A 24,661-nucleotide genomic window follows, 5' to 3' on the forward strand; every position below is an offset into this window, starting at 1 on the left:
AAGATTCCAACTCAAGCCGTCCAGTCCTGGAACGGATCGGGCAGACCGCGCCACAGGTCGGGCCGGAAGTCCTGGGCCGAAAAAGGCAGAGACCGCCTTTGCCTTTCGGAGAACGGCGCTCCTCAGCTGCCGAGGATGGCACCTTTGATCTGACGGATGTTGTTGTGCATCATGTCGATATAGGTCGAACCCGGACCATCAGGCTGTGACAGCGCATCCGAATAAAGCGTGCCCCCCACCTTGATCCCGGTTTCGCTGGCGATCTGTTCGATCAGGCGCGGGTTGGTGATGTTTTCGACGAAGATCGCCGCCGCCTTGTGCTGCTTGACCTGCTCGACCAGCTTGGCGACATCGGCGGCCGACGGTTCGGAATCGGTCGAAATGCCTTGCGGGGCGAGGAAGGTCAGGCCGTATTCGTGTTCGAAATAGCCGAAGGCGTCATGCGAGGTGATGACGACGCGCTTGGCCTCCGGGATCGACTGGATCGCCGCCTTCACTTCGCCGTCCAGCGCGTCGAGCTTCTTGGTGTAGGCGGCGGCATTGGTCTGGTAGCTGACGCAGCCCTCGCTGTCGGCCGCGCAGAAGGCCTCGGCGATGTTCTTCACATAGATCTTGGCATTGGCGATCGACTGGAAGGCGTGCGGGTCGGTCACCGTCTTGCCGCCGCCGGTACCGGCGCCCTCGGCCGCATCGGCGTCGGCGAATTCAGGCTTGAAGTCGATCGGCGTCACGCCCTTGGTCAAGGTGACGATCGAGGCCTTGGTGGCGCTGGCATCGACAAGCCGCTGCAGAAAGCCCTCGAAATGCAGCCCGTTGACCAGCACGATATCGGCCTTGGCCATGGCCACCGCGTCGGCCGGGCTCGGCTCATAGACATGGGCGTCGCCATCCGGGCCGACGATGGTGGTGATGTCGACACGATCGCCGCCGACATTCCTGGCGAAATCGGCAATGACGGTGAAGCTGGCGACTACTTTCAGCGGCGCCGCGAAAGCCGACGATGTGCCAAAGGCAGTTAATGTTATAACGCTCATCATCAGGGCGGCGCGGATGGATCTCGGCATAGGCGGGGGACTCCTTTCGAGGGGCGGGGATCAGGCCGTTCTGTGACGGTGATGGATGATGCGGGCGCGCAGAATGCCGCGCGTGCCGAACAGGATCGAGGCGAAGTAGACGACGCCGGCCGACAGGATGATGGCCGGGCCGGACGGCAGCGAGGCGTGATAGGACAGAAGCAGTCCGGCGACGCAGGAGGCAAAGCCGATCAGCACGGCCAGCACGCACATCGGCTCGACGCGCACGGTCCAGAAGCGGGCGGCGGCTGCCGGCAGCATCATCAGCCCGACCGACAGAAGCGTGCCGAGCGCCTGGAAGCCGCCGACGAGGTTGAGCACGACCAGACCAAGGAAGATGAAGTGCACCGGGCTGCCCATCCGGCTGACCGACCGCAGGAACAGCGGATCGAGGCATTCAGCGACCAGCGCCCGCCAGAAGATGGCGAGGCTGACCAGCGTCACCGCGACGATGCCGCCGATCAGCGTCAGCGCCTCGTTGTTGAGCGCCAGCACCGTGCCGAACAGCACATGCATGAGATCGACGCTGGAGCCGCGGATCGACACCATCAGCACGCCGATGGCCAGAGAAATCAGGTAGAAGGCCGCCATCGAAGCGTCCTCGCGCTGGATGGTGAAGCGCGAGACGGCACCGGCGCCGAGCGCGACGATGATGCCGGCGATCAGGCCGCCAATGGTCATCGGCAGGATTTCCAGCCCGTAGAACAGGAAGCCGGCCGCCGCACCCGGCAGGATGGCGTGTGCCATGGCGTCGCCCGACAGGCTCATGCGCCGCAGCATCAGGAAGACGCCGATCGGGCAGGCGCCGAGCGACAGCATCAGCGAGCCGAACAGCGCCCGCTGCATGAAACCGAAATCGGCGAACGGTGCGATGAACAGACCGTAGAGCGCGTCCATCAGGCAGCCCTCGGACCGGCGCCATGGTGATGGTCGTGATCGTGGCCATGATCATCATGGCCATGGTCATGGTCATGACCATGCTCGTCCGGTTCGCACCAGGGCGCGTTCTCCTCCCAGGCCTCATGGAAGCGACGGGCGCGCAGCAGGTTTTCCGGCTTCAGCGTCTCGCGCGTTTCGCCCCAGGCGATCGGCTGGCGGGCAAGCAGCAAGGTCTCGGGAAAATTCTGCCGCACCAGATCGAGATCATGGACGACGACCATGATGGTGCGTTCCTCGCCGTGCCAGCGCTTGATCAGGGCGATCAGGTCGCCGACCGTCTTGGCATCGACGGCATTGAACGGCTCGTCGAGCAGGATGAGGTCGGCGTCCTGCAGCAAGACCCGCGCGAACAGCGTGCGCTGCAGCTGGCCGCCTGACAGCGTGTCGATCGGCCGCTTTTCGAAGCCGCCGAGACCGACGGCCATCAGCGCCTGGCTGACCGCCGCGCGATCCTCTGATGTGTAGCGGCCGAGCATGCCGCGCTTTGGCCAGAGACCGAGCGAGACCAGGTCGACGACGCGCGCCGGGAACGAACGGTCCAGTTCCGATTGCTGCGGCAGGTAGGCGGCGCGCACGCCTGGCGCGCGAACAACCTCGCCGGCCATCGGCTTCAATACGCCGACAATGCCCTTCATCAGCGTCGACTTGCCGGAGCCGTTGGCGCCGACCACGGCGGTCAGCGAGCCCTTGCGGATCGTGCCGTCGAGATGGTGGATCGCCGGGTGGCTGTTATAGCCCAGCGTCAGGTCACGGAATGTCAGGCAGGTCTGGGTCATGTCGTTCCGTGGAGCAGCGAAATCCGGCCGCGGGCAAGGGCCGATTGGATATGTGATGTTATTACATTAGTCAACAAGCCAATCGGGCGGAATTGCGACCGGCATCTCAATTTGCCGTGAGTCCTTTGCGCACTGGTCCAAGGGGATTCGATCCGGCGGCCTTGCCCGAAGCGAACCGCGACTCTAAACAGTCGCAACCCATAACAGGAAGGAACCTCCCATGAGCATTCGTCGCATCGATGTTGGCCCGCGCATGAGCCAGATTGTCATCCACGGCAACACCGTCTATCTGGCCGGCCAGGTCGGCGAGCCCGGAGGCAACGTCGCCTCGCAGACCCGCGACATCCTGATGACCATCGACGAATTGCTGGCCAAGGCCGGAACCGACAAGACCAAGATCGTCCAGGCGATCATCTGGCTGGCCGACATGGGTACCTTCGCAGAAATGAATTCTGAATGGGACAAGTGGGTGCCGCAGGGCCACACCCCCGCCCGCGCCACCGGCGAAGCCAAGCTCGCCGGTCCGGAATATCTGGTCGAGATTATCGTTACGGCGGCGATTTAAGGCACGGCCGGCCTTCTACCTCCCCCTTATGGGGAGGTCGGACCGCAGGTCCGGGTGGGGGGCTGGCGCCGCCCCCACCCCGCTGCTTCGCAGCGACCCTCGCCACAAGGGGAGGGTAAGAGGTGCTTACCCCTGCGATGGTGTGAATCTTGCCACCAGCGTGTGACTTTCCGCCGGATAGATAAACCGCACATGCGTAACCGGGCGTTCAGCACTCCAGGTGCGGCGCTCGACCACCAGGCAAGGCGCGCGCGGATCGATGTCGAGCGCGTCGGCGATAGCCTCATCGGCGGCCATGGAACGGATGCGGTGCTCGGCCTCGCTCCATGGTACGCGGCCGATCAGCCAGGGGCCGGCGGCGATCTCCAGAAACTCTTCGTCCCCGGCTTCCGGCACCGCGGAAAGATTGATCAGGCGCTGCTCGAGCGCGAATGGCCGTTCGCCGGCAAAATGCAGGCCTTCGACCCATAGCACCGACCCTGCGGCGGATAGCCCGAGAAGCGCTCTGTCCTCCGCGTTGCTGCGGCGCTTCAGCTGTTCCAGCCGCTCGTAGCGATAGGGCAGGCCAAGCGCTTCGACCTCGATCCTGATGTCGTGCAGTTCCAGCACCGCTGCCTGCGACTGCGGCCGGCGGACGAAGCTGCCCAAGCGGCGGCGGCGTTCGATCAGCCCGGCCTTGGCCAGCTGCGACAGCGCCTTGTTCACGGTCATGCGCGAGCAATTGTACTCGGTCGTCAGTTCGTGCTCGAACGGGATGCGACGTCCGGGCGCCCAGGCGCCCGACAGGATCTTTTCCCTGATGTCGGACAGGATGCGCTGATGCAGCGAGATGCTCTCTGCGCCGTCAACATCGTCTGTCTCGATCAAGCTCATCAAACGTCCTGCTTCAATTCTGCGACAGGTCGGTCATGACTTTGCGGAATCGCTCGGCGATTGCCGAGCGCTTGGCATGACTGCCGCCGCTGACCTGCTTCTTGCCGTGCACCCAGACGCAATCGATCGTGCTGCCATTGGCGAAGATCCAGGCATCGAGGATGGCGTCGCCGGTCTTGCCGGCCAGCGAAGGATGGCCGGCGTCGAGTGAGACGAAATCGGCCGGACCGCCAATGGCGATCTGCGAGGCGCCGGCACCGAGCGCAACGCTGCCGCCATCGAGCGCGGCATCGAACAGCGCCCGCCCGGTCGAACCACCGGCCACGGCCAGCACATTGCGGGCGCGGTGGGCGAGGCGCTGCGAATATTCGAGCTGCCTCAGCTCATCCGGCAGGCCGATCAGCACGTTGGAATCGGAGCCGATACCGAAGCGGCCGCCGTGCTCCCTGAAAAGCGGTGCGGCAAACGTGCCGTCGCCGAGATTGGCCTCGGTGATCGGGCAAAGGCCGGCGATGGCGCCGCTCTTGGCCAAGGCGATCGTCTCCGCATCGGTCATATGCGTGGCGTGGATCAGGCACCAGCGCTGGTCGACCTCGGCTTTGGCCAGCAGGAATTCGACCGGGCGCGCGCCGGACCAGGCGAGGCAGTCCTCGACCTCCTTCACCTGTTCGGCGACGTGGATGTGGATCGGCCCATTCGGCGCCAAAGCAGCAACTTGGGTCAATTCCTCCGGTGTGGCGGCGCGCAGACTATGCGGGGCGACGCCAACGACAGCCTGATTCAACGCGCGAACCGATTCGCTGGACTTCTCAACAAGCCGGGAGAACCGATTCACATCGTTGATGAATCGCCTTTGGCCTTCGTTCGGAGCCGCTCCGCCGAAAGAGGAGTGCGCGTAAAACACCGGCAGCAGCGTCAGGCCGATGCCCGTTTCGCCGGCGGCGGCGGCGATGCGCTCGGCCATCTCGGCAAGATTGGCGTAAGGGTTTCCGTCGCGGTCGTGGTGCAGATAGTGAAATTCGCCGACGCGGGAAAAACCGGCCTCCAGCATCTCGACATAGAGCTGCGCGGCGACCGCCTCGACCTGATCGGGCGTCATCGACAGCGCGAAGCGGTACATAACCTCGCGCCAGCTCCAGAAACTGTCGGCGGAGGGGCCGCGAAGCTCAGCCAGGCCGGCCATGCCGCGCTGGAAGGCGTGGCTGTGCAGATTGGGCATGCCGGGCACGAGAATGGCGCAGCGCTCGTCGCCGGCCTGCGGAATGGCGGTCGCTTCGACAGAGGCGATGCGGCCGCCATCGAGCGTGATCCTGACATTGCCTTGCCAGCCCTTCGGCAGCAGCGCCTGTTCCGCAAAGATCACCGTCACGTCTGTCTCCAAATCTGCATGCCCGGGCGACGAGACCACTTGCGTCGCGTTCCAATATGTATATACATAATCGTCATCCTTTCAAATGGAAAAGATGATGGGTGGAGCAAACGGGAAGAGCGGCCTTCGTGTCTGGCGCAATGCGCGCCTGGCGACCATGGCCGACGGTGTGGCTGTTCTCGGCATTGTCGAGAAAGGCGCGATCGCCGCGCGCGATGGTCTCATTGTTTATGCGGGCGCCGAAGCGGACATGCCGGCTTCGGCGGGGCAGGGCGCCGAGACCGTCGATTGCGAGGGCCGCTGGATCACGCCGGGCCTGATCGATTGCCACACGCATCTTGTCTATGCCGGCAACCGTGCCAACGAATTCGAGATGCGGCTGGCAGGTGCCACCTATGAGGAAGTCGCCCGCGCCGGCGGCGGCATTGTGTCTTCGGTCAAGTCGCTGCGCGAGGCAAGCGAGGATGAGCTCGTTGCCCAGACGCTGCCGCGCCTCGATGCGCTGATGGCCGAAGGTGTCACGACGGTCGAGGTCAAATCGGGCTACGGCCTCGATCTCGACAATGAGAAGAAGTCATTGCGTGCCGCCCGCCGGCTAGCCAATGAGCGCCCCGTCACCGTCCGCACGACGTGCCTTGCCGCGCACGCGCTGCCGCCCGAAGCCCATGGTGGCAAGGACGCCTTCATCGATCTCGTCGCCGGCACGATCCTGCCGGACGTCGCCGCTGAGAAACTTGCCGATGCCGTCGATGGTTTTTGCGAGGGCATCGCCTTTTCGCCGGAGCAGATGGCGCGCGTCTTCGACAAGGCGAAAGCGCTTGGGCTGCCGGTGAAACTCCATGCCGACCAGCTTTCGAATCTGCACGGCGCCGCGCTTGCCGCCAGCTATGGTGCGTTGTCGGCGGATCATCTCGAATACACCGACGAGGCAGGCGCTGCCGCGATGGCGAAGGCCGGCACGGTGGCGACGATCCTGCCTGGCGCCTATTACTTCATCCGCGAGACCAAGAAGCCGCCTGTCGAGCTGTTCCGCCGCCATGGCGTGAAGATGGCGGTGGCGACGGACAGCAATCCCGGTACTTCGCCGCTCACCTCGCTGTTGCTCACCATGAATATGGCGGCAACGCTCTTTGGCTTGACCGTCGATGAATGCCTTGCCGGCGTCACCCGCGAGGCCGCGCGGGCGCTTGGCCTTCTCGACAAGGCCGGCACGCTGGAATCCGGCAAATCCGCCGACCTGGCGATCTGGGACATCGAGCGCCCCGCCGAACTCGTTTACCGCATGGGCTTCAACCCGCTGCATGCCCGCATCTGGAGAGGACAATGACCGAACTGACCCTGAAGCCCGGCAATGCGACGCTGGCCGACTGGCGCGCTATCTACCGTGGCGCCGTGCCGAAGCTGGATGAGGCCTGTCGTCCAAAAATCAAGGCGAGCGCCGAGGCTGTCGCCAGGATCGTCGCCAAAGGGGAGCCGGTCTACGGCATCAACACCGGCTTCGGCAAATTGGCCAGCGTGCGCATTCCCGCCGGCGACCTCGAGACCTTGCAGCGCAACATCGTGCTGTCGCACGCCGCCGGCGTCGGCGAGCCGATGCCGGTTGCAATTGCCCGGCTGATGATGGCGCTGAAACTTGCCAGCCTGGCGCAGGGCGCCTCCGGCGTGCGCCCCGAAACCATCAATTTGCTGGAAGCGATGCTCGCCAACGACGTCATCCCGGTGGTGCCGGCGCAAGGCTCCGTCGGCGCGTCCGGCGATCTCGCACCGCTGTCGCACATGACGGCGGTGATGATCGGCGTCGGCGAATGCTTTACCCCGCATGGCCGGTTCCCGGCCAAGGTCGCCTTCGTCTCGCACGGCCTCGAGCCCGTGACGCTGGGCGCCAAGGAAGGCCTGGCGCTGCTCAACGGCACGCAGTTTTCGACCGCCTACGCGCTCGCCGCTTTGTTCGAAGCCGAAGTGCTCTACCAGTCGGCGCTGGTTGCCGGCGCGCTGTCGACCGATGCCGCCAAGGGTTCCGATGCGCCTTTCGATCCGCGCATTCATCTACTGCGCAAGCATCGAGGTCAGATCGAGACGGCGGAGGCGCTGCGCAATCTGATGGCCGGCAGTGTCATCCGCGAATCGCACCGTGTCGGTGACGAGCGCGTGCAGGATCCCTATTGCCTGCGCTGCCAGCCGCAGGTCATGGGCGCCGCCCTCGACGTGTTGCGCAAGGCTGCCGATACGCTCGGCACCGAAGCCAATGGCGTGACCGACAATCCGCTGATCTTCGCCGAGGATGACACGGCGCTCTCCGGCGGCAATTTCCACGCTGAGCCGGTGGCTTTCGCCGCTGACATGATCGCGTTGGCCGTCTGCGAGATCGGCTCGCTGTCGGAACGCCGCATCGCCATGCTGGTCGATCCGGCGCTGTCCGGCATGCCGGCCTTCCTGACGCCCAAGCCCGGCCTCAACTCCGGCTTCATGATCCCGCAGGTGACGGCGGCCGCACTCGTTTCGGAAAACAAGCAGAAGGCCTATCCGGCCAGCGTCGATTCGATCCCGACCTCGGCCAACCAGGAAGACCACGTCTCGATGGCCGCGCACGGCGCGCGCCGGCTGATCGGCATGGTCGAGAACGCCACCGCGGTGATCGGCATCGAATTGCTGGCCGCCGCGCAAGGCTGCGATTTCCACCAGCCGCTGGCGTCGAGCGCTGCGCTGGAAGCGGTGCGCAAGCTGGTCCGGGCCGAAGTGCCGCATCTCGACAATGACCGCCACTTCCACCCCGATATGGAAAAGGCAATCGCCATGGTGCGCAGCGGCGCGACCGTCAGGGCTGCCGGCGCGGTGGCGCTGCCGTCGATTGCGGGAACGGCGTGATGGCCGCCACACCCTGGCTCACCGTCAGCCGAGGCACAGCACCGCTGCTGGTGTCGATCCCGCACACTGGCATCGACCTCGCTGGCCTCGAACCCCGGCTGGTGTCGCCCTGGCTCGGCCGCCGCGATTGCGACTGGTGGATCGACAAGCTCTATGACTTCGCCAACGACCTCAGCGCAACCGTCGTGCACACCGCCATTTCGCGCACCGTGATCGACGTCAATCGCGACCCGTCAGGCGTTTCGCTTTATCCTGGGCAGACCACGACCACGCTTTGCCCGACCGACACATTTGACGGCGATCCGCTTTATCGCATGGGCGAGGAACCGACCCCATCCGAGATTGATCAGCGTCGCGAGAGCTATTTCAAGCCCTATCATGCCGCCTTGCAGGCCGAGATCGAACGCCTGCGCGGCATGCATGAAAAGATCGTGCTCTACGACTGCCATTCGATCCGCTCGGTGCTGCCGCGCCTGTTCGAAGGCACGCTGCCGGTCTTCAATCTCGGCACCAATGACGGCAAGAGCACCGATCCCGTTCTTCAGGACAAGGTCGCCGCCATCCTCGCCGCGACCGGCGAGACCTGGGTGGTCAACGGCCGCTTCAAGGGCGGCTCGATCACCCGCGGCTTCGGCCAGCCGCAGAACGGTGTTCATGCGCTGCAGATGGAGCTCTCCAACCGTGGCTACATGCGCGAGCCGTCGCAGAAGGGGTCGCCGGAGAACTGGCCGGTCCCTTATGACCCCACCTATGCAGCGCCGATCCGAGCGACGCTGAAGACCATCCTCGAAACCGCGATCGACTGGGCAAGGCGCTGACGCGTCGCCCGTCTTGCTGAAAGGGACAATGATGAACAACCCTCGCCACAACATCCGCGAAGTGCGAGCGCCGCGCGGCGACAAGCTCAACGCCCGCTATTGGACGACCGAAGCGCCGCTGCGCATGCTGATGAACAATCTCGACCCCGATGTCGCCGAGAACCCCAACGAACTGGTCGTCTATGGCGGCATCGGCCGCGCGGCACGCACCTGGAACGATTTCGACCGCATCGTCGCCTCGCTGAAGACGCTTGGCGAGGAAGAGACGCTGCTGGTGCAGTCGGGCAAGCCGGTCGGCGTGTTCCGCACCCACGCGGATGCGCCGCGCGTGCTGATCGCCAACTCCAACCTGGTGCCGCACTGGGCGACCTGGGATAAATTCAACGACCTCGATAAAAAGGGCCTGATGATGTACGGCCAGATGACGGCCGGCTCGTGGATCTACATCGGCACGCAGGGCATCGTGCAGGGCACCTACGAGACCTTCGTCGAGGCCGGCCGTCAGCACTATGGCGGCAATCTCAAGGGCAAATGGATCCTGACCGGCGGCCTCGGCGGCATGGGCGGCGCCCAGCCGCTGGCCGCCATCATGGCCGGCGCGTGCTGCCTGGCCATCGAGTGCAACCCGGACTCCATCGATTTCCGCCTGCGCACCCGCTATGTCGACGAGAGGGCCGAGACGCTCGACGAGGCAATGGAGATGATCGAGCGCTGGACCAAGGCCGGCGAGGCGAAGTCCGTCGGCCTGCTCGGCAATGCGGCAGAGATCGTGCCGGAAATGTTCAGGCGCGGCATACGCCCCGATATGGTTACCGACCAGACCTCGGCCCACGACCCCATCAACGGTTATCTGCCGAAGGGCTGGACGATGGCCGAATGGCGCGAGAAGCGCGTCAGCGACCCGAAGGCGGTCGAGAAGGCGGCTCGCGCGTCCATGCGCGAACACGTCGAGGCGATGGTGGCGTTCTGGAACGCGGGCGTGCCGACGCTGGATTACGGCAACAACATCCGGCAGGTCGCCAAGGAAGAAGGGTTTGAGAACGCCTTTGCCTTCCCAGGCTTCGTGCCGGCCTATATTCGCCCGCTGTTCTGCCGCGGCATTGGTCCGTTCCGCTGGGCCGCGCTCTCCGGCGATCCCGAGGATATCTACAAGACCGACGCCAAGGTACGCGAACTCACGCCGGGCAACACCCATCTGCACAATTGGCTCGACATGGCGCGCAAGCGCATCTCGTTCCAGGGCCTGCCGGCGCGCATCTGCTGGGTCGGTCTCGGCGACCGCCATCGGCTGGGCCTCGCCTTCAACGAGATGGTGGCCAAGGGCGAACTCAAGGCGCCGGTCGTCATCGGCCGCGATCACCTCGATTCCGGCTCGGTCGCCTCACCGAACCGCGAGACGGAGGCGATGAAGGACGGCTCGGACGCCGTGTCCGACTGGCCGCTGCTCAATGCGCTGCTCAACACCGCGTCGGGCGCCACCTGGGTGTCGCTGCATCATGGTGGCGGCGTCGGCATGGGTTTTTCCCAGCATGCCGGCATGGTCATCGTCGCCGACGGTACGCAGGACGCCGCCAGGCGCCTGGAGCGCGTGCTGTGGAACGATCCGGCGACCGGCGTCATGCGCCACGCCGATGCCGGCTACGACATCGCCATCGAGTGCGCCAAGGAGCACCAGCTCAATTTGCCCGGCATTCTCGGCTGATAGGCTGAAATCATGCGCATCCTTCGTGCCGCCGACTACCGCGTCATGCCGTGGAAGAACGGCGGCGGCACGACGACCGAAATCGCTGTCTCGCCCGACGGCGCCGGCCTTGACGAGTTCGACTGGCGCGTGTCGATGGCCCGCGTCGAGGGCAGCGGGCCGTTCTCCAGCTTTGCCGACATAGACCGCACGCTGTCGGTGCTGGAAGGCGATGGCGTCGTGCTCGATGTCGCCGGCCGGCCCGCGGTGCGGCTGACGCCGGCTTCCGCGCCTTTTGCCTTTCCAGCAGACCTGCCGACCAGTGCCGCGCTGATCGCCGGCCCGATCACCGACCTCAACGTCATGACGCGCCGCGGCCGCACGCTGCATTCGGTCGAGCGCTTGGCGATTTCACGGCCTGTGGACATCGCGACCCGGGCCGGTTCGATCCTCATCCTTTGCCACAAGGGCGAAGCTGCTTTCCCCGAGGCTGGGTCAATTCGCCTCGGGCCGCTCGACACGCTGCTGATCGGGCCGGAAACTCCCATCCTGAAGGTTGAGCCGGCGCAGGATACGACGCTGTTCGTGGTCCGGATAACCACCGCGGCCTGACGCTTTCGCGCCAACGGTTACCGCCTGTTTCCAAACATGATCGCAATGCCGGCGAAATATAGCGTAAGCTCCCGCCGGGATCACGAAAAAGCCCGAATCCTCTCCGTCGATCGATCCTGACGAGAGCGAGGGGCGCTCGTCTTTGAGTTTGGTCGAAAGATGACGCTCTGTCGTGGTGCGGAAACAAACTTTCGGCATAGGGGTTGATGCAACCAATTGCATTTGAACCGGTTTTAGGGCCATTGCCGTGGCGGTGACGCCGCTGAGTGCCCGCTTACGGAATTTTCAATGAATATTCAGACGAATCCTGCCCAGATCGAGAAGACAAGCGCGAGCTTCCCGGCCATCACGGAAGAGCCGATAAGGTCGACATTCCTGCCGGAGGAGCGCCTGAGGCTGCTCGGCGAAAGCCTGGCAAAGGGCGATCTCGCCGACCTGTTCGGCCTGATCCCCTTCGATTTCCAGGCCCGCATCCGCGACAGCGCCAAGAAGATCCTCGAAGTCTATCGTTCGACCAATGCCGCGCAGGCCAAGGGTGAAACGATCACCCCGGCCGCGCAATGGCTGCTCGATAACAACTATCTGGTCGAGGAGACCATTTTCCAGGTCAAGCGCGACCTGCCGCGCCGCTTCTATCGTCAGCTGCCGACGCTGAAACTGCCTGACGGCGGCACCGTGCCGCGCGCGCTGGCGCTGGCCTGGACCTATGTGGCGCATTCGGACAGTTCCGTCTCGGCGACCATGTTCAAGTCCATCGTCCAGGGTTTTCAGTCGGTCGAGCCGCTGAAGATCGGTGAACTCTGGGCGCTGCCGTCGCTTTTGCGCTTCGTGCTGATCGAAAATCTCCGCCGGCTGGCCGTCAGGGTCAATCGCACCCGCCAGATGCGCCAGATCGCCAACGATGTGGCCGACAAGGTGCTGGCGACCGACGAGAGTGCCGACCGCCAGGCGATCCTGGCCAATTTCAGCACTCACGCGCAGGACACAACCTTTGCCACGCAGCTTCTCTACCGCTTGCGCGATGGCTCGCAGAATGCCGGCAAGGCCCTGGAATGGCTGGAAGGCGAGCTCGAAAAGACTGGTTCCGATGCCGAGGAGATCATCATCTCCGAGCATCACACGCTGTCCAGCGGCAATGTGACGACCGGCAACATCATCCGCGGCCTGCGCCTCATCAACGACGTCGACTGGACGGTATGGTTCGAAGGTGTCAGCCGCATCGACACCGTGCTGCGCGAGCGCACCGATTTTGCCGCGCTCGACTTCTTCTCGCGCGACCAATACCGCACCGCGATCGAGGAACTGGCCCGCCGCTCGAACCTGTCGGAATACCGCGTCGCCGAAAAGGCGATCGAACTGGCCGGCCAGGCCGCTAGCGAACACGCCGCCAGCGAACACGTATCGGCCGGCGATGGCGACGATTCAGCTCCGGCTCCGTCCGCGCATACCGATGTCGGCTTCTTCCTCGTCGGTCCGCGCCGTCTGGAGCTGGAAAAAGCGATCGGCTATCGGCTCACCATCAGCCAGACGGTCAAGCGGACCTTCGCCAAGACCGGATGGTTGGGCATCGTCCTGCCTGTTTTCGCACTGACGGCCTTGCTTCTTGTCGTCACCGGCAACGCGTTGGCCAATCTCGGCCTTTCGGTGGCCTCGATCGTCCTGATGCTGGCGCTGTTTGCCGTGCCGGCGAGCGAGGGCGCGCTGGCGTTCTTCAACACGGTTGTCTCGCTCTTCCTCAAGCCGACACGCCTGATCGGCTACGACTACAGGCACGGTGTGCCGCCCGAGGCGCGCACGCTGGTGGTTGTGCCATCGCTCATCGGCTCGCGCGACGATGTCGAGGAAAACATCCGCAACCTCGAAGTCCATTACCTTGCCAATCTGGTGGACGAGATCCATTTCGCGCTGCTGTCGGACTGGCCCGACTCCAAGATCGAGATCGATGCGGCCGACACCGAGATCCTCGAATATGCCCGTGGCGAGATCGCCCGTCTCAACGCCCGCTATCCCACGGAAGGCGCGCCGCGCTTCTACATCCTGCATCGCCGCCGGCTCTTCAACGCCGCTCAAGGGGCCTGGATGGGTTGGGAGCGCAAGCGTGGCAAGCTGCATGAGCTTGACCTTTTGCTGCGTGGCGACAGCGACACGACTTTCCTGCCGCTCGACGTGCCGCTGCCGGAAAAAGTCGTCCATGTGATGACGCTCGACGCCGACACGCGCACCACGCGCGATGCGGTGGCGAGCCTCGTCGGCAAGCTCTGCCATCCGCTCAACCGCCCGCATTTCGACGCCGCCAGGCGCGTCGTCACCGCCGGCTACACGATCCTGCAGCCGCGCATCACCGCTTCGCTGACATCAGGCGACGAGGCCTCGTTCTTCCAGCGTGTGTTCTCGGCCAATCGCGGCCTGGACCCCTATGTCTTCGCCGTCTCCGACCTTTATCAGGATGTCTTTAGCGATGGGTCCTTCACCGGCAAGGGCCTCTATCATGTCGATGCCTTCGAAGCCGCGCTGCAAGGCCGCATCGAGGAAAACACCGTCCTCAGCCACGATCTACTCGAAGGCGCGCTGGCGCGCGCGGCACTGGTCACCGACGTCGAACTGGTCGAGGACTATCCGACTCGCTACTCGGTCGACGCCTCGCGCCACCATCGCTGGGCACGTGGCGACTGGCAGCTGCTGGGCTTCATCCTCGATCCGCGTTCCGGTGTTCCGGCCCTGTCGCGCTGGAAGATGGTCGACAATCTGCGCCGCTCGCTGACGCCGACCTTCTGGGTGATGGCGGCGATCGCCGGCTGGACCCTGCTGCCCTTCACACAGGCCGCGCAATGGCAGGCACTGCTGATCCTCAGCCTGTTCATGGCGCCGACCTTCGATGTCGTCAACGCCATCCTGCCCAAGAGCGGCGACCAGACACCGCGCGGCCATTTCTCGGCGCTGGCGCGCGATGTCGCCTTCGGCACCGCCATGGTGGCCCTGAAGATCGTGCTGATGGCGCACAACGCCTGGATGATGGGCGACGCCATCGTGCGCACGCTCTACCGGCTGTTCGTCAGCCGCCAGAATCTCCTGGAATGGCGCACCGCTTCCCAGGCCCACAAGGCCGGCGACAACGATGTCGGCTCCTATTACGGCATGATGTACGGCGCCGTGATCATCGGCTTCGTCGGCCTGGCCATTCCGGTGCTGGCCGATTCCACCGGCGCCTTCGTCGCCTTCTTCTTCGCCCTGTTCTGGATAGGCTCGCCGGCGATCGCCAGCTGGATCAGCCGCTCGGCCGAAACCGAGGACCGGCTGCGCATATCGCAGGCCGATATCCACACGCTGCGCACTATTGCGCGGCGCACCTGGCACTATTTCGAAAGCTTCGTCACGGCGGAGCATCACAATCTGCCGCCGGACAATTTCCAGGAAAGCCCGGCCCCGGTCGTGGCGCCGCGCACGTCGCCGACCAATGTCGGCGTCTATCTCCTGTCGGTGGTCTCGGCGCGCGATTTCGGCTGGATCAGCCTGTCGGATGCCATCACCCGCATTGACGCCACCATGACGACCATAGAGAGCATGCCGCGCCACCGCGGCCATCTCTTCAACTGGTACGACACCACGACGCTGAAGCCGCTCTACCCGCTCTACATTTCGGCTGTCGACAGCGGCAATCTCGCCGGCCATCTGGTGGCTGTGGCGGCTGCCTGTGCCGAATGGGCGGAAGCGCCTTCCGTTCACCTCCAGGGCGATTTCGAAGGCATTCTCGACACGGTCACCATCCTGAGCGAAAGCCTCGATGAGTTGCCCGACGACCGCCGTCAGCTCAGGCCTCTGCGCCAGCGTCTCGTCGATCGCCTGGACGGCATGCGGCGCGCCGTCGAGACGATCAAGGCGCAGCCGGAAATGGCCTCGATCCGCACCATCAACCTCGCCGTGCTGGCGGGCGAGATCCGCAAGCTGGCCACCGCCATCCACACCGAGGCGGGCTCGGCCCAGAGCGACATCATCGTCGACTGGGCGGCGAGGCTGGAAGCCACTTGCGAGGCACATGTCCATGATGCCCACAGCGACGACAACGCCGTCGAAGCGCTGCGCGCCAAACTCCTGACCTTGCGTGAGCGCACCCGTCGTTTCGCCTTCGAGATGGAATTCGCCTTCCTGATGCGGCCGGAACGCAAGTTGCTGTCGATCGGCTACCGGGTCGAGGAACACCAGCTCGACGAAAGCTGCTACGACCTTCTCGCCTCCGAGGCGCGGTTGACCAGCCTGTTCGCCATCGCCAAGGGTGACCTGCCGACCGAACATTGGTTCCGGCTCGGCCGTCCGATCGTCGAGATCGGCTTCCAGGGCGCGCTGATGTCCTGGTCGGGCTCGATGTTCGAATATCTGATGCCGCCACTGGTGATGAAGGAGGCGCAGGGCTCGATCCTCAACCAGACCAGCAAGCTGATCATCAAGCGCCAGATCCAGTATGGTCGCCAGAAAAACGTGCCCTGGGGCATCTCGGAAGCGGCCTACAACGCCCGCGACCGCGAACTGACCTACCAGTACACCAATTTCGGCGTGCCCGGGCTTGGGCTGAAGCGCGGTCTTGGCCAGAACACCGTGATTGCGCCCTACGCCACCATAATGGCGGCGCAGTTCAACCCGCGCGAAGCCGTGCAAAATCTCGCGCGTCTGCGCGGCATCGGTGCGCTTGGCCCGCATGGCTTTTACGATGCCGTCGACTTCACGCCGCAGCGCGTGCCTGAAGGTACCAACCACGCGGTCGTGCTGAATTACTATGCGCACCATTCGGGCATGTCGATCGCGGCGGTCGCCGACGCGATCTTCGAGGGTCGTCTGCGCGACCGTTTCCACAGCGATCCGGTCATCGAATCGGCTGAACTCCTGCTGCAGGAAAGGGCGCCGCGCGACATCCCGACCGCGACCGTCAGGACCGAAGCGGACGAGCGCGCCAAGGACGAGACCGAAACCGAGAGCCCCGACACGCGCATCGTGCTGGATCCCCTGCGGGCGCTGCGTTCGACCAATGTGATGTCGAACGGCCGTTATTCGGTGATGGTGACGGCAACCGGCTCCGGCTACAGCCGCTGGGGCGACCTTTCCGTTACGCGCTGGCAGCCGGACCCGGTCGAGGATCGTCTGGGTTCCTACATCTTCCTGCGTGACGTCAGCACTGGAGACTGGTGGTCGGCAACGGCGGAGCCAAAGCGCGCGGCCGAGGAGAAGGTGCAGACCCTGTTCTCCGACGACAAGGCGAGCTTCGTCAAATTGGTCGGCACGTTGCGCTCCGAGGTCGAATGCATCGTCGTTTCCGAAGGCAATGGCGAGGGCCGTCGCATCACGCTCTACAATGAAAGCACGTCCGATCGTTTCATCGAGGTGACGTCCTTTGCCGAACTGGTGCTGGGTTTGGAGGCTTCCGATTACGCGCATCCGGCCTTCTCCAAGATGTTCGTGGAGACTGAAATCGCCGCCAACAACGGAGCGATCTTCGCCACGCGCCGCAAGCGCGAAACCAGCGAGCCCGATATCAACCTGGTGCATTTCGTCACCGATCCGTCGGGTCCGGCGCGCGATGCCGAGGCCGAGACCGACAGGCGCGCCTTTATCGGCCGTGGCCGCTCGATCGTCGATGCCGCCGCTTTCGATCCGGGCGCCAGACTTGGCGGTCATTCCGGCTTTACGCTCGATCCCATCGCCTCGCTGCGCCGTCAGGTGCGGGTGCCCGCAAACAAGAAGATATCCCTGACCTTCTGGACCGTGGTCGGGGCCAACCGCACCGAACTGGAAGAGGCGATAAACCGTCTCGACCATCAGGAGAGCTTTGCCCGTCAGGCCATGCTGGCCTGGACGCGCAGCCAGGTGCAGACGCGCCATATGGGCCTCAGCCTGACCGACGCCGCCAATGTGCAGAAACTGGCGCGCTACCTGATCTATCCCGACGCGTTCCTGCGCTTGCCGGCCGAATCCATCGCTTCGGGCCTCGGCAAGCAGTCGAGCCTGTGGCCGACCAGCATTTCGGGCGATTTTCCGATCTTCCTGGTCAGGATCGGCGACGTCGCCGATCTGGAGATCGTCGCCCAGGCGCTGCGCTTCCAGGAATATATGCGCACCCGCGGCATGATGATCGACTTCGTCGTCGTCAACGAGCAGGCCTCGTCCTATGTCCAGGATCTGCAGCGCGCGGTCGAGACGCTGTGCGAAAACAGCCGTCTGCGCGGCAAGGAACTCGGTCCCCGCCAGCACATTTTCGCGGTGCGCCGCGACCTGATGGAAGAGACCACCTACAAGACGTTGCTCGCCGTCGCCCGGGTGGTGCTGCATACGCGCAACGGCACCATCTTCGATCAGATCGAACGGGCCGAGGCGGCTGCCTTGCAGGCGCGCGACGGCCTGCCGTCCATCGGATTGCCGGCTCCACGCGAAATCCCGGCGGCGCATGCCTTTGCCCCGCAGAACGTGGCGGATGTCAGTGCCGATGGCTCTGGCCTCAGCCAATGGAATGGCTTTGGCGGTTTCGACGGCGACGGACGTCACTATGTGGTGCGCCTGGCCGGCCGACGCACCACGCCGCAGCCCTGGATCAATGTCGTCTCCAACGCCTCGTTCGGCTTCCATACGTCGGCCGAGGGGGCAGCCTTCACCTGGAGCCGCAACAGCCGCGACTACCAGTTGACGCCGTGGTCCAACGATCCGGTCTCGAACCGGCCGGGCGAGGGTATCTATATCTACGATCAGGCCAGCGGCAGGGCGTTCTCGCCGATCGCTGCGGTGGTGCGCGATCCCTCGATGACCTACGAGGCCTGGCATGGCCAGGGCTTCTCCACCTTCCGCTCGAAGCGCGGGCCGCTATCGATGGACCTGACCCATGTGGTCGACCCCGTCGATCCAGTGAAGATCACGCGGCTGCGCATCCAGAATTCTGGCCCGGTGCCGGCGCGGCTGCGCGTCTATGCGTATGCCGAATGGGTGCTTGGCGGACATCGGTCGCGGACGGCCGCCACCATCGTCTCATCCCGCGACGGGGCGACCGGCGCATTGCTGGCGCAAAACCCCTATGGGCTCGATTTCAGCGAGCGCGTCGCCTTCCTGGCCGCCGACGCCGCTGTCCATTCGGTGACATCGGATCGGTCGGAGTTCCTCGGCCGGCACGGGTCCAGCGAACTGCCGCAGGCTGTGCTGACCGGCGCGGCCCTGTCGGGCCGTGTCGAGGCTGGCGACGATCCCTGCGCGGCGATCGCCCGCGACGTCGAGATCCCGGCCGGCGGCGACGTCACGCTGCTCTGGCTGCTCGGCGATGCCGACACCCCGGCGCAGGCAAGCGCGCTGGTGCAGACGCATCGGGGCAAGGATTTCGATCAGCGTCTGGCCGACAATGAGCGCGAGTGGCGCGGTTTCCTCGACACCATTCAGGTCGAGACGCCGGACAAGGCGCTCGATGCCATGGTCAATCACTGGCTGCCCTATCAGAGCCTTGCCTGCCGCATCCGCGCCCGCTCGGCCTTCTACCAGGCAAGCGGCGCCTTCGGCTTCCGCGACCAGCTGCAGGACACGCTGGCACTGCTGGCGCATGATCCGACACTGGCGCGCGATCAGATCCTCAACGCCGCGCGGCGGCAGTTCCCGGAGGGCGACGTGCAGCATTGGTGGCTGCCGCGCACCGGGGCCGGCGTGCGCACCTTGATTTCCGACGACGTGGTCTGGCTGGCCCACGCCACGGCGCGCTATCTCACCGTGACCGGCGACGCCGCCATCCTCAAGGAGCAACTGCCCTTCATCGACGGGCAGGCGCTGGGGGAGGGCGAGCATGACGCCTTCTTCACTCCCGAAATCTCGAAGAAGACGGTGTCGCTTTACGACCATTGCGCGCGCGCGCTCGACCTGGCCATCAAGCGCAGCAGTCCTGCCGGCCTGCCGCTGATCCTTGGCGGTGACTGGAACGACGGCATGAACCGTGTCGGCGAGCACGGCAAGGGCGAGAGCGTGTGGCTGGGCTGGTTCCTGCTGAAGACGCTGGGCGACTTCGCCGCCGTCGCCAAGAGCGAGGGCGACAACAAGCGCGCCCAGGCCTGGGCAAAGCATGCCGAGGCGCTGAAGCGGGCGCTCGAGAGCACGGCATGGGACGGCGAGTGGTACCGGCGCGGCAGTTTTGACGACGGCACGCCCTTGGGGTCGCGCACCTCCGAAGAGTGCAGGATCGATTCCATCGCCCAGTCCTGGAGCGTGCTTTCAGGCGAGGGCGACCCGGCGCGGTCGACGACGGCGATGCAGCAGGCGACCAGCCTGCTCGTCGACGACAAGCTCAAGATCGTCAAACTGTTCACGCCACCCTTCTCGAAGACGCAGAAGGACCCCGGCTACATCAAGAGCTATCCGCCCGGCGTGCGCGAGAATGGCGGCCAGTACACGCATGCGGCGACGTGGTTCGTCATCGCGCTGGCCGAGATGGGGCAAACCGACGAAGCCTATCGCTGCTTCTCGATGCTGAATCCGGTCAACCACGCCTCCGACGAGGCCTCGGCCGAGCAATACCGCGTCGAACCCTATGTGGTGGCCGCCGATATCTATGCCGGAGACGACAAGGGCGGGCGCGGCGGCTGGACTTGGTACACCGGCTCGGCGGGCTGGCTCTACCGGGCAGCGGTCGAAGGCATCCTCGGCATCGAACGGCGCGGCAAGCAGATCACGTTCCGGCCGAAACTGCCCAGCCATTGGGATGGCTACCAGGCTTCCCTCAAGATGCTGGGCGCCGAGATCAAGGTTCACGTCGTTCGCGACAAAAAAACCAAGACGATCTCGCTCGAAGTCGATGGTTCGAAAACAAAGTCCGCCTCCTTCGAACCGAAAGCCGGCACCCAGACTGAGGTCGTGGTCAAGATACCGGCGTAAATTCAACGTCTTAGGTCGATAGATCGCGCGTCCTTCGGGACGCGCGATGCCGCGAATGTTTACTTGCGTGCGGTCGCTGACGGCGTCCGCCAGCGTCCGCCAGGCGTCGTCGGACAATTCATGCAAGCCTGCCGTGATTAAAAATGTGGCACTGCTCGGCTGCTGCCATGATTTTGCCGCAAGGCTGACATTTCACCTTTTATCTCAAACCGTTAGGTGATCACGTCAGATTTCGCATCGTCGTCATCTTTTGTTCGCTAAATGGGAACGGAAGCGATAGACGGGCATTGTTTTGCGACGCGTCAACCGTTACGTGTCAAGCAATGGTGCAGTGCACAATACCGCATTGAGCACAGTAGAGAATTGGCGGAGTAGCTGAAGTGTCACTTCTGCAGATCTATTGGAGAGCGCTGGGCTATCTGGCCGCCGACAAGAGGCGCGTCGCGCTGATTTGCGGTGCCAACGTCGCACTTGCCGCCATCGCCATCCTGGAGCCGATCATGTTTGGCCGGGTGATCGATGCCATCTCCGCGCATGGCTCGGTTTTCTCCACGCTTGCCGTATGGGCCGGTTTGGGCGCCTTCAACGTCATCGCTTTCGTCCTGGTGGCGCGCGGCGCCGACCGCTTTGCTCACGCCCGGCGTAGCGAAGTGCTGTGCCAATCGTTCGAGCGCGTCATCACCATGCCGCTCGCCTGGCATCATCAGCGCGGCACGTCCAACGCCCTGCACACGCTGCTGCGTGCCGTTGAGACGCTGTTCAGCCTGTGGCTCGAATTCATGCGCCAGCATCTGTCCACGGCTGTCGCGCTCGTCCTGCTCGTGCCGACGGCGCTCAGCATGGATGTGCGTATGTCGATGGTGCTGCTCGCGCTTGGCGTGCTCTATGTCGGCATCGGCCGTCTGGTGATGAAGCGCACCAAGGGGGGCCAGGCCGCCGTGGAGCGCCATTATCACAAGGTGTTCGCCCATGTGACGGACTCCGTGAGCAACGTCGCCGTTCTCCAGAGCTACAACCGCCTTGGCCATGAGGCCGAGACTCTGCGCCGCTATGTCAAGAACCTGCTCGACGCCCAGAACCCGGTGCTCGACTGGTGGGCCATCGCCAATGCGCTCAATCGCCTCTCGTCGACCATCTCGATGATGGTGGTGCTTCTGATCGGCGCCTATCTGGTGACCCATGGCCAGCTGCGCGTCGGTGATGTCATCGCCTTCACCGGCTTCGCCACGCTGCTGATCTCGCGGCTCGACCAGATGTCGGCTTTCGCCAACCAGATTTCGGAGGCTCGCGCCAAACTCGAGGAGTTCTACAAGCTCGAGGACTCGGCCGCCGATGCCGCCGAACCGGATGGCCTGCGCGATCTCACCAATGTCACCGGCCATGTCCGCTTCGAGGATGTCTGCTTCGAGTTCGCCAATTCGGGACAGGGCGTCAGCGACGTATCCTTCGAGGTTCAGGCCGGCCAGACCGTCGCCATTGTCGGACCGACGGGTGCCGGCAAGACCACGCTGATCAATTTGCTGCAGCGCGTCTTCTCGCCGTCCAGCGGCCGCATCCTGATCGACGGCATCGATACCCGCACCGTGACCCGCAAGTCGCTGCGCCATTCGATCGCCACCGTGTTCCAGGATGCCGGACTGCTCAACCGCTCGATCGAGGACAACATTCGCGTCGGCCGTGCCGAAGCCAGCAATGACGAGATCCATGCCGCGGCCGTCGCGGCTGCCGCGCAGGACTTCATCCTGGCCAAGAGCAATGGCTACGACACGGTGGTCGGCGAACGTGGCGGCCAGCTGTCGGGCGGTGAGCGCCAGCGCATCGCCATCGCTCGCGCCGTGCTGAAGGACGCCCCGATCCTGGTGCTCGACGAGGCGACCAGCGCGCTCGACGTCGAGACCGAGGACCGCGTCAAGGAAGCGATCGACGAATTGCGGCGCGACCGCACCACCTTCATCATCGCCCACCGCCTGACCACTGTTCGCGACGCCGATCTGGTCGTGTTCATGGACAAGGGCAGGGTGGTCGAAATGGGTGGCTTCGCCGAACTGTCGCTGCGCAACGGCCGCTTTGCCAGCCTGCTGCGCGCCGGCGGCCTGCTCAACGACGAGGAAGTCCGCCGCCTCAGCCGCTCCGTGCAGGGCGAGGCAGCGTAATCATTGTTCTTTACCTCCCCTTGTGGGGAGGTCGGACCGAAGGTCCCGGTGGGGCAGTGCCGCCCCACTGCTTCGCAGCGACCCTCCCAACAAGGGGGTAACCAAGCCTGCGACACCGCCGCTCGATTGCCCCAATCGCGCCGGCGGTTTATGTAAAGCCGCATGAGCGACACGACTTCACGCCTGAGCGGCTGGATGGACCTTGCCAACCCGACGCGCTTCGTTGGGCTGGCCGACAAGGTCGTGCCATGGCTGGCGACGATCGCCGCGCTCATCCTTGCCGTCGGGCTTTATATGAGTTTCGCCGCGCCCGAGGACTTCCAGCAAGGCATCACCGTGCGCATCATGTACATCCATGTGCCCTTCGCATGGCTCGCCATGATGTGTTACTCGCTGATGGCGGTCTCAGCCCTTGGCACGCTGGTCTGGCGGCATCCGCTGGCCGATGTCGCGCTGAAATCGGCGGCCCCCATCGGCGCCGTCTTCACCGCACTGGCGCTGATTACCGGTTCGATCTGGGGCAAGCCGATGTGGGGCACCTGGTGGGTCTGGGACGCGCGCCTGACCTCGGTCTTCGTGCTGTTCCTGATGTATCTCGGCATCATCGCGCTGACCCGTGCGCTCGACGACGCCAGCCGCGCCGCGTGGGCCGCCGCCATCATCACGCTGGTCGGCTTCATCAACATCCCGATCATCAAATTCTCGGTCGACTGGTGGAACACGCTGCACCAGCCGGCCTCGGTGTTCCGCCTCGGCGGCCCGACCATCGACCCCAGCCTGCTCTGGCCGCTGCTGGTCATGGCCGTCGGGTTCACGGCGTTGTTCTTCACGCTGCACCTGATGGCGATGCGCACCGAAATCCGCCGCCGCCGGGTGATCGCCATGCGGCGGGTAGCGGCTCGGCAGGCGGAGCGGCAACCGGCCTGAAACCCACCTGTCACTGGACCGTAGGCGGTCAGGCCATCAGCCCGCGCGCCGCCACCGGCAACGTTTCGAGCACCTGCTCGCCGTCGATCAGGTTGACCTCGTTGAACAGATTGGTGACGACGCAGCAATGGTCGGGCACCACGCGCACGCGCTCGCCGATGCGCAGCTTCGCGTCGCCGGAAAGCGTGACGGTGCCATGTTCTTCGCTGAGCCCGGTGACCCTTGCGTCGGGAGCGCCGAGCAGCTCGCCAAAATCTTTCAGCCCCAGCGTGTCACTGGACAGCGCCTTGCTGCCGGCATCGAGGATGGCGCGGGTTGCCGTCGGGTGGCTGACCACCGTCGACAGCACCGTCAGCGCGCAATCGCTCAAGGTGCCCACGCCTTTGGCGACCTGGTAGCGGTCGAGATAGATGTAGGTGCCAGGACGATATTCGGTGACGACCGATGCATCGCTGGAGCGCCACATGTCCGGGGTGCCGCCGCTGGAGATGCGTTCGCAAGCGAGGCCTGAAGCGGCCAGCACCTGCTTGGCTTTCGCAAGCCAGGCTTCGGCCTCGGCCGCGCGGCCAGCGGCTGGATAGGTCATCAGCCCGCCGAAGGCGAGGCCATCGGCCTTGTCGATCAGCCTTGCCAGCGCAACCGCCCAATCAGCCGTTTGCACGCCGCAGCGGCCCATGCCGGTGTCGCATTCGACCAGAACCTGGAGAGGATGACCGGAATCGGTGAAAGTGGCCGCCAGCCCTTCCAGCGTTTCCATGCTGTCGGAAGTGACCGACAGAGTTACGCGGCCGTGCAGCGCCTTCAGCCGTTCCAGCTTGGCGCGGCCGAGGATGTTGTAGGGTAGAAAAATATCGGACAGCCCGGCATCGGCCATCACCTCGGCCTCGCCGATCTTCTGGCAGGTTATGCCGACGGCACCCGCCGCGACCTGCTTCTTCGCCCAATAGGGCAGCTTGTGCGTCTTGATATGCGGCCGCAGCTTCAGTCCGTTCCTGTCGGCGTGGGCCTGTGCGCGGGCAATGTTGGCTTCGGCGCGAGCGGCGTCGATCAGGATCGACGGCGTATCGAGATCGTGGACGGTCGGCATCTTCTATCCCTGTGAGAATTCGCAGGGTTTATGAGCCTGAAAG

At 64.6% G+C, this 24,661-nt stretch carries 15 protein-coding genes; 9 read left to right on the forward strand and 6 right to left on the reverse strand.

All coding sequences use genetic code 11. The features are described 5' to 3' along the window. Positions 1 to 122: 122 nt before the first annotated feature. The 3 genes from aztC to aztA are packed head-to-tail and all read right to left on the reverse strand — an operon-like array spanning position 123 to position 2,788. The gene (aztC, locus tag FJV83_RS05425; RefSeq protein ID WP_142884784.1) at positions 123 to 1,064 is read right to left on the reverse strand and encodes a zinc ABC transporter substrate-binding protein AztC; all 942 of its coding nucleotides are present in this window, start codon (positions 1,062 to 1,064) and stop codon (positions 123 to 125) included. Between the two features lie 30 nt (positions 1,065 to 1,094). Further along, positions 1,095 to 1,970 carry a zinc ABC transporter permease AztB gene (aztB, locus tag FJV83_RS05430; RefSeq protein WP_095770500.1) on the reverse strand — a complete coding sequence of 292 codons (876 nt, stop codon included), beginning with the start codon at positions 1,968 to 1,970 and terminating at the stop codon, positions 1,095 to 1,097. Further along, positions 1,970 to 2,788 carry a zinc ABC transporter ATP-binding protein AztA gene (aztA, locus tag FJV83_RS05435; RefSeq protein ID WP_095788397.1) on the reverse strand — a complete coding sequence of 273 codons (819 nt, stop codon included), beginning with the start codon at positions 2,786 to 2,788 and terminating at the stop codon, positions 1,970 to 1,972. The genes aztB and aztA overlap by 1 nt, the downstream gene beginning before the upstream one ends. 220 nt (positions 2,789 to 3,008) lie before the next feature. Between aztA and FJV83_RS05440 the strand changes: the two genes are divergently transcribed. Continuing rightward, complete coding sequence (locus tag FJV83_RS05440; RefSeq protein WP_095770498.1) at positions 3,009 to 3,353, forward strand: RidA family protein; 345 nt, start codon at positions 3,009 to 3,011, stop codon at positions 3,351 to 3,353. 126 nt (positions 3,354 to 3,479) lie between these two features. Here the strand turns inward: FJV83_RS05440 and hutC are convergent, their stop codons facing one another. Next, on the reverse strand, positions 3,480 to 4,226 hold the full coding sequence (gene hutC, locus FJV83_RS05445) for a histidine utilization repressor (protein WP_142884783.1): 747 nt from the start codon (positions 4,224 to 4,226) through the stop codon (positions 3,480 to 3,482). A 13-nt stretch (positions 4,227 to 4,239) separates the two neighbouring features. After that, positions 4,240 to 5,595, reverse strand: a complete 1,356-nt coding sequence (locus tag FJV83_RS05450) for a formimidoylglutamate deiminase (RefSeq protein ID WP_095791636.1) — start codon at positions 5,593 to 5,595, stop codon at positions 4,240 to 4,242. A 97-nt stretch (positions 5,596 to 5,692) separates the two neighbouring features. Between FJV83_RS05450 and hutI the strand changes: the two genes are divergently transcribed. From hutI to FJV83_RS05490, 8 genes are all read left to right on the forward strand, one after another. Beyond that, positions 5,693 to 6,922, forward strand: a complete 1,230-nt coding sequence (gene hutI / locus FJV83_RS05455) for an imidazolonepropionase (protein ID WP_179301003.1) — start codon at positions 5,693 to 5,695, stop codon at positions 6,920 to 6,922. Further along, the gene (gene hutH, locus FJV83_RS05460) at positions 6,919 to 8,460 is read left to right on the forward strand and encodes a histidine ammonia-lyase (protein WP_095791635.1); all 1,542 of its coding nucleotides are present in this window, start codon (positions 6,919 to 6,921) and stop codon (positions 8,458 to 8,460) included. The genes hutI and hutH overlap by 4 nt, the downstream gene beginning before the upstream one ends. Next, the gene (hutG, locus tag FJV83_RS05465) at positions 8,460 to 9,278 is read left to right on the forward strand and encodes an N-formylglutamate deformylase (RefSeq protein WP_142884782.1); all 819 of its coding nucleotides are present in this window, start codon (positions 8,460 to 8,462) and stop codon (positions 9,276 to 9,278) included. The genes hutH and hutG overlap by 1 nt, the downstream gene beginning before the upstream one ends. A gap of 28 nt (positions 9,279 to 9,306) precedes the next feature. Next, positions 9,307 to 10,980, forward strand: a complete 1,674-nt coding sequence (hutU, locus tag FJV83_RS05470) for a urocanate hydratase (RefSeq protein WP_179301002.1) — start codon at positions 9,307 to 9,309, stop codon at positions 10,978 to 10,980. 12 nt (positions 10,981 to 10,992) lie between these two features. Beyond that, positions 10,993 to 11,571 (forward strand): HutD family protein, encoded by a 579-nt coding sequence (locus tag FJV83_RS05475; RefSeq protein ID WP_095791633.1) that lies wholly within the window; start codon positions 10,993 to 10,995, stop codon positions 11,569 to 11,571. Between the two features lie 288 nt (positions 11,572 to 11,859). Further along, positions 11,860 to 20,451 (forward strand): glucoamylase family protein, encoded by an 8,592-nt coding sequence (locus tag FJV83_RS05480; protein WP_142884781.1) that lies wholly within the window; start codon positions 11,860 to 11,862, stop codon positions 20,449 to 20,451. 380 nt (positions 20,452 to 20,831) lie between these two features. Further along, a complete protein-coding gene (locus tag FJV83_RS05485; protein ID WP_095770491.1) occupies positions 20,832 to 22,604 on the forward strand; it encodes a glucan ABC transporter ATP-binding protein/ permease in 1,773 nt (590 codons plus the stop codon). 162 nt (positions 22,605 to 22,766) lie between these two features. Next, on the forward strand, positions 22,767 to 23,531 hold the full coding sequence (locus FJV83_RS05490; RefSeq protein WP_095770490.1) for a heme ABC transporter permease: 765 nt from the start codon (positions 22,767 to 22,769) through the stop codon (positions 23,529 to 23,531). 28 nt (positions 23,532 to 23,559) lie between these two features. Here FJV83_RS05490 and FJV83_RS05495 read toward each other — a convergent pair whose 3' ends face one another. Continuing rightward, entirely contained in the window at positions 23,560 to 24,618 is a 1,059-nt protein-coding gene (locus tag FJV83_RS05495) for a D-TA family PLP-dependent enzyme (protein WP_142884780.1), read from the reverse strand. Positions 24,619 to 24,661 lie beyond the last annotated feature (43 nt).

The sequence above is a fragment of the Mesorhizobium sp. WSM4307 genome (genome assembly GCF_007003945.1).
Lineage (GTDB): Bacteria > Pseudomonadota > Alphaproteobacteria > Rhizobiales > Rhizobiaceae > Mesorhizobium.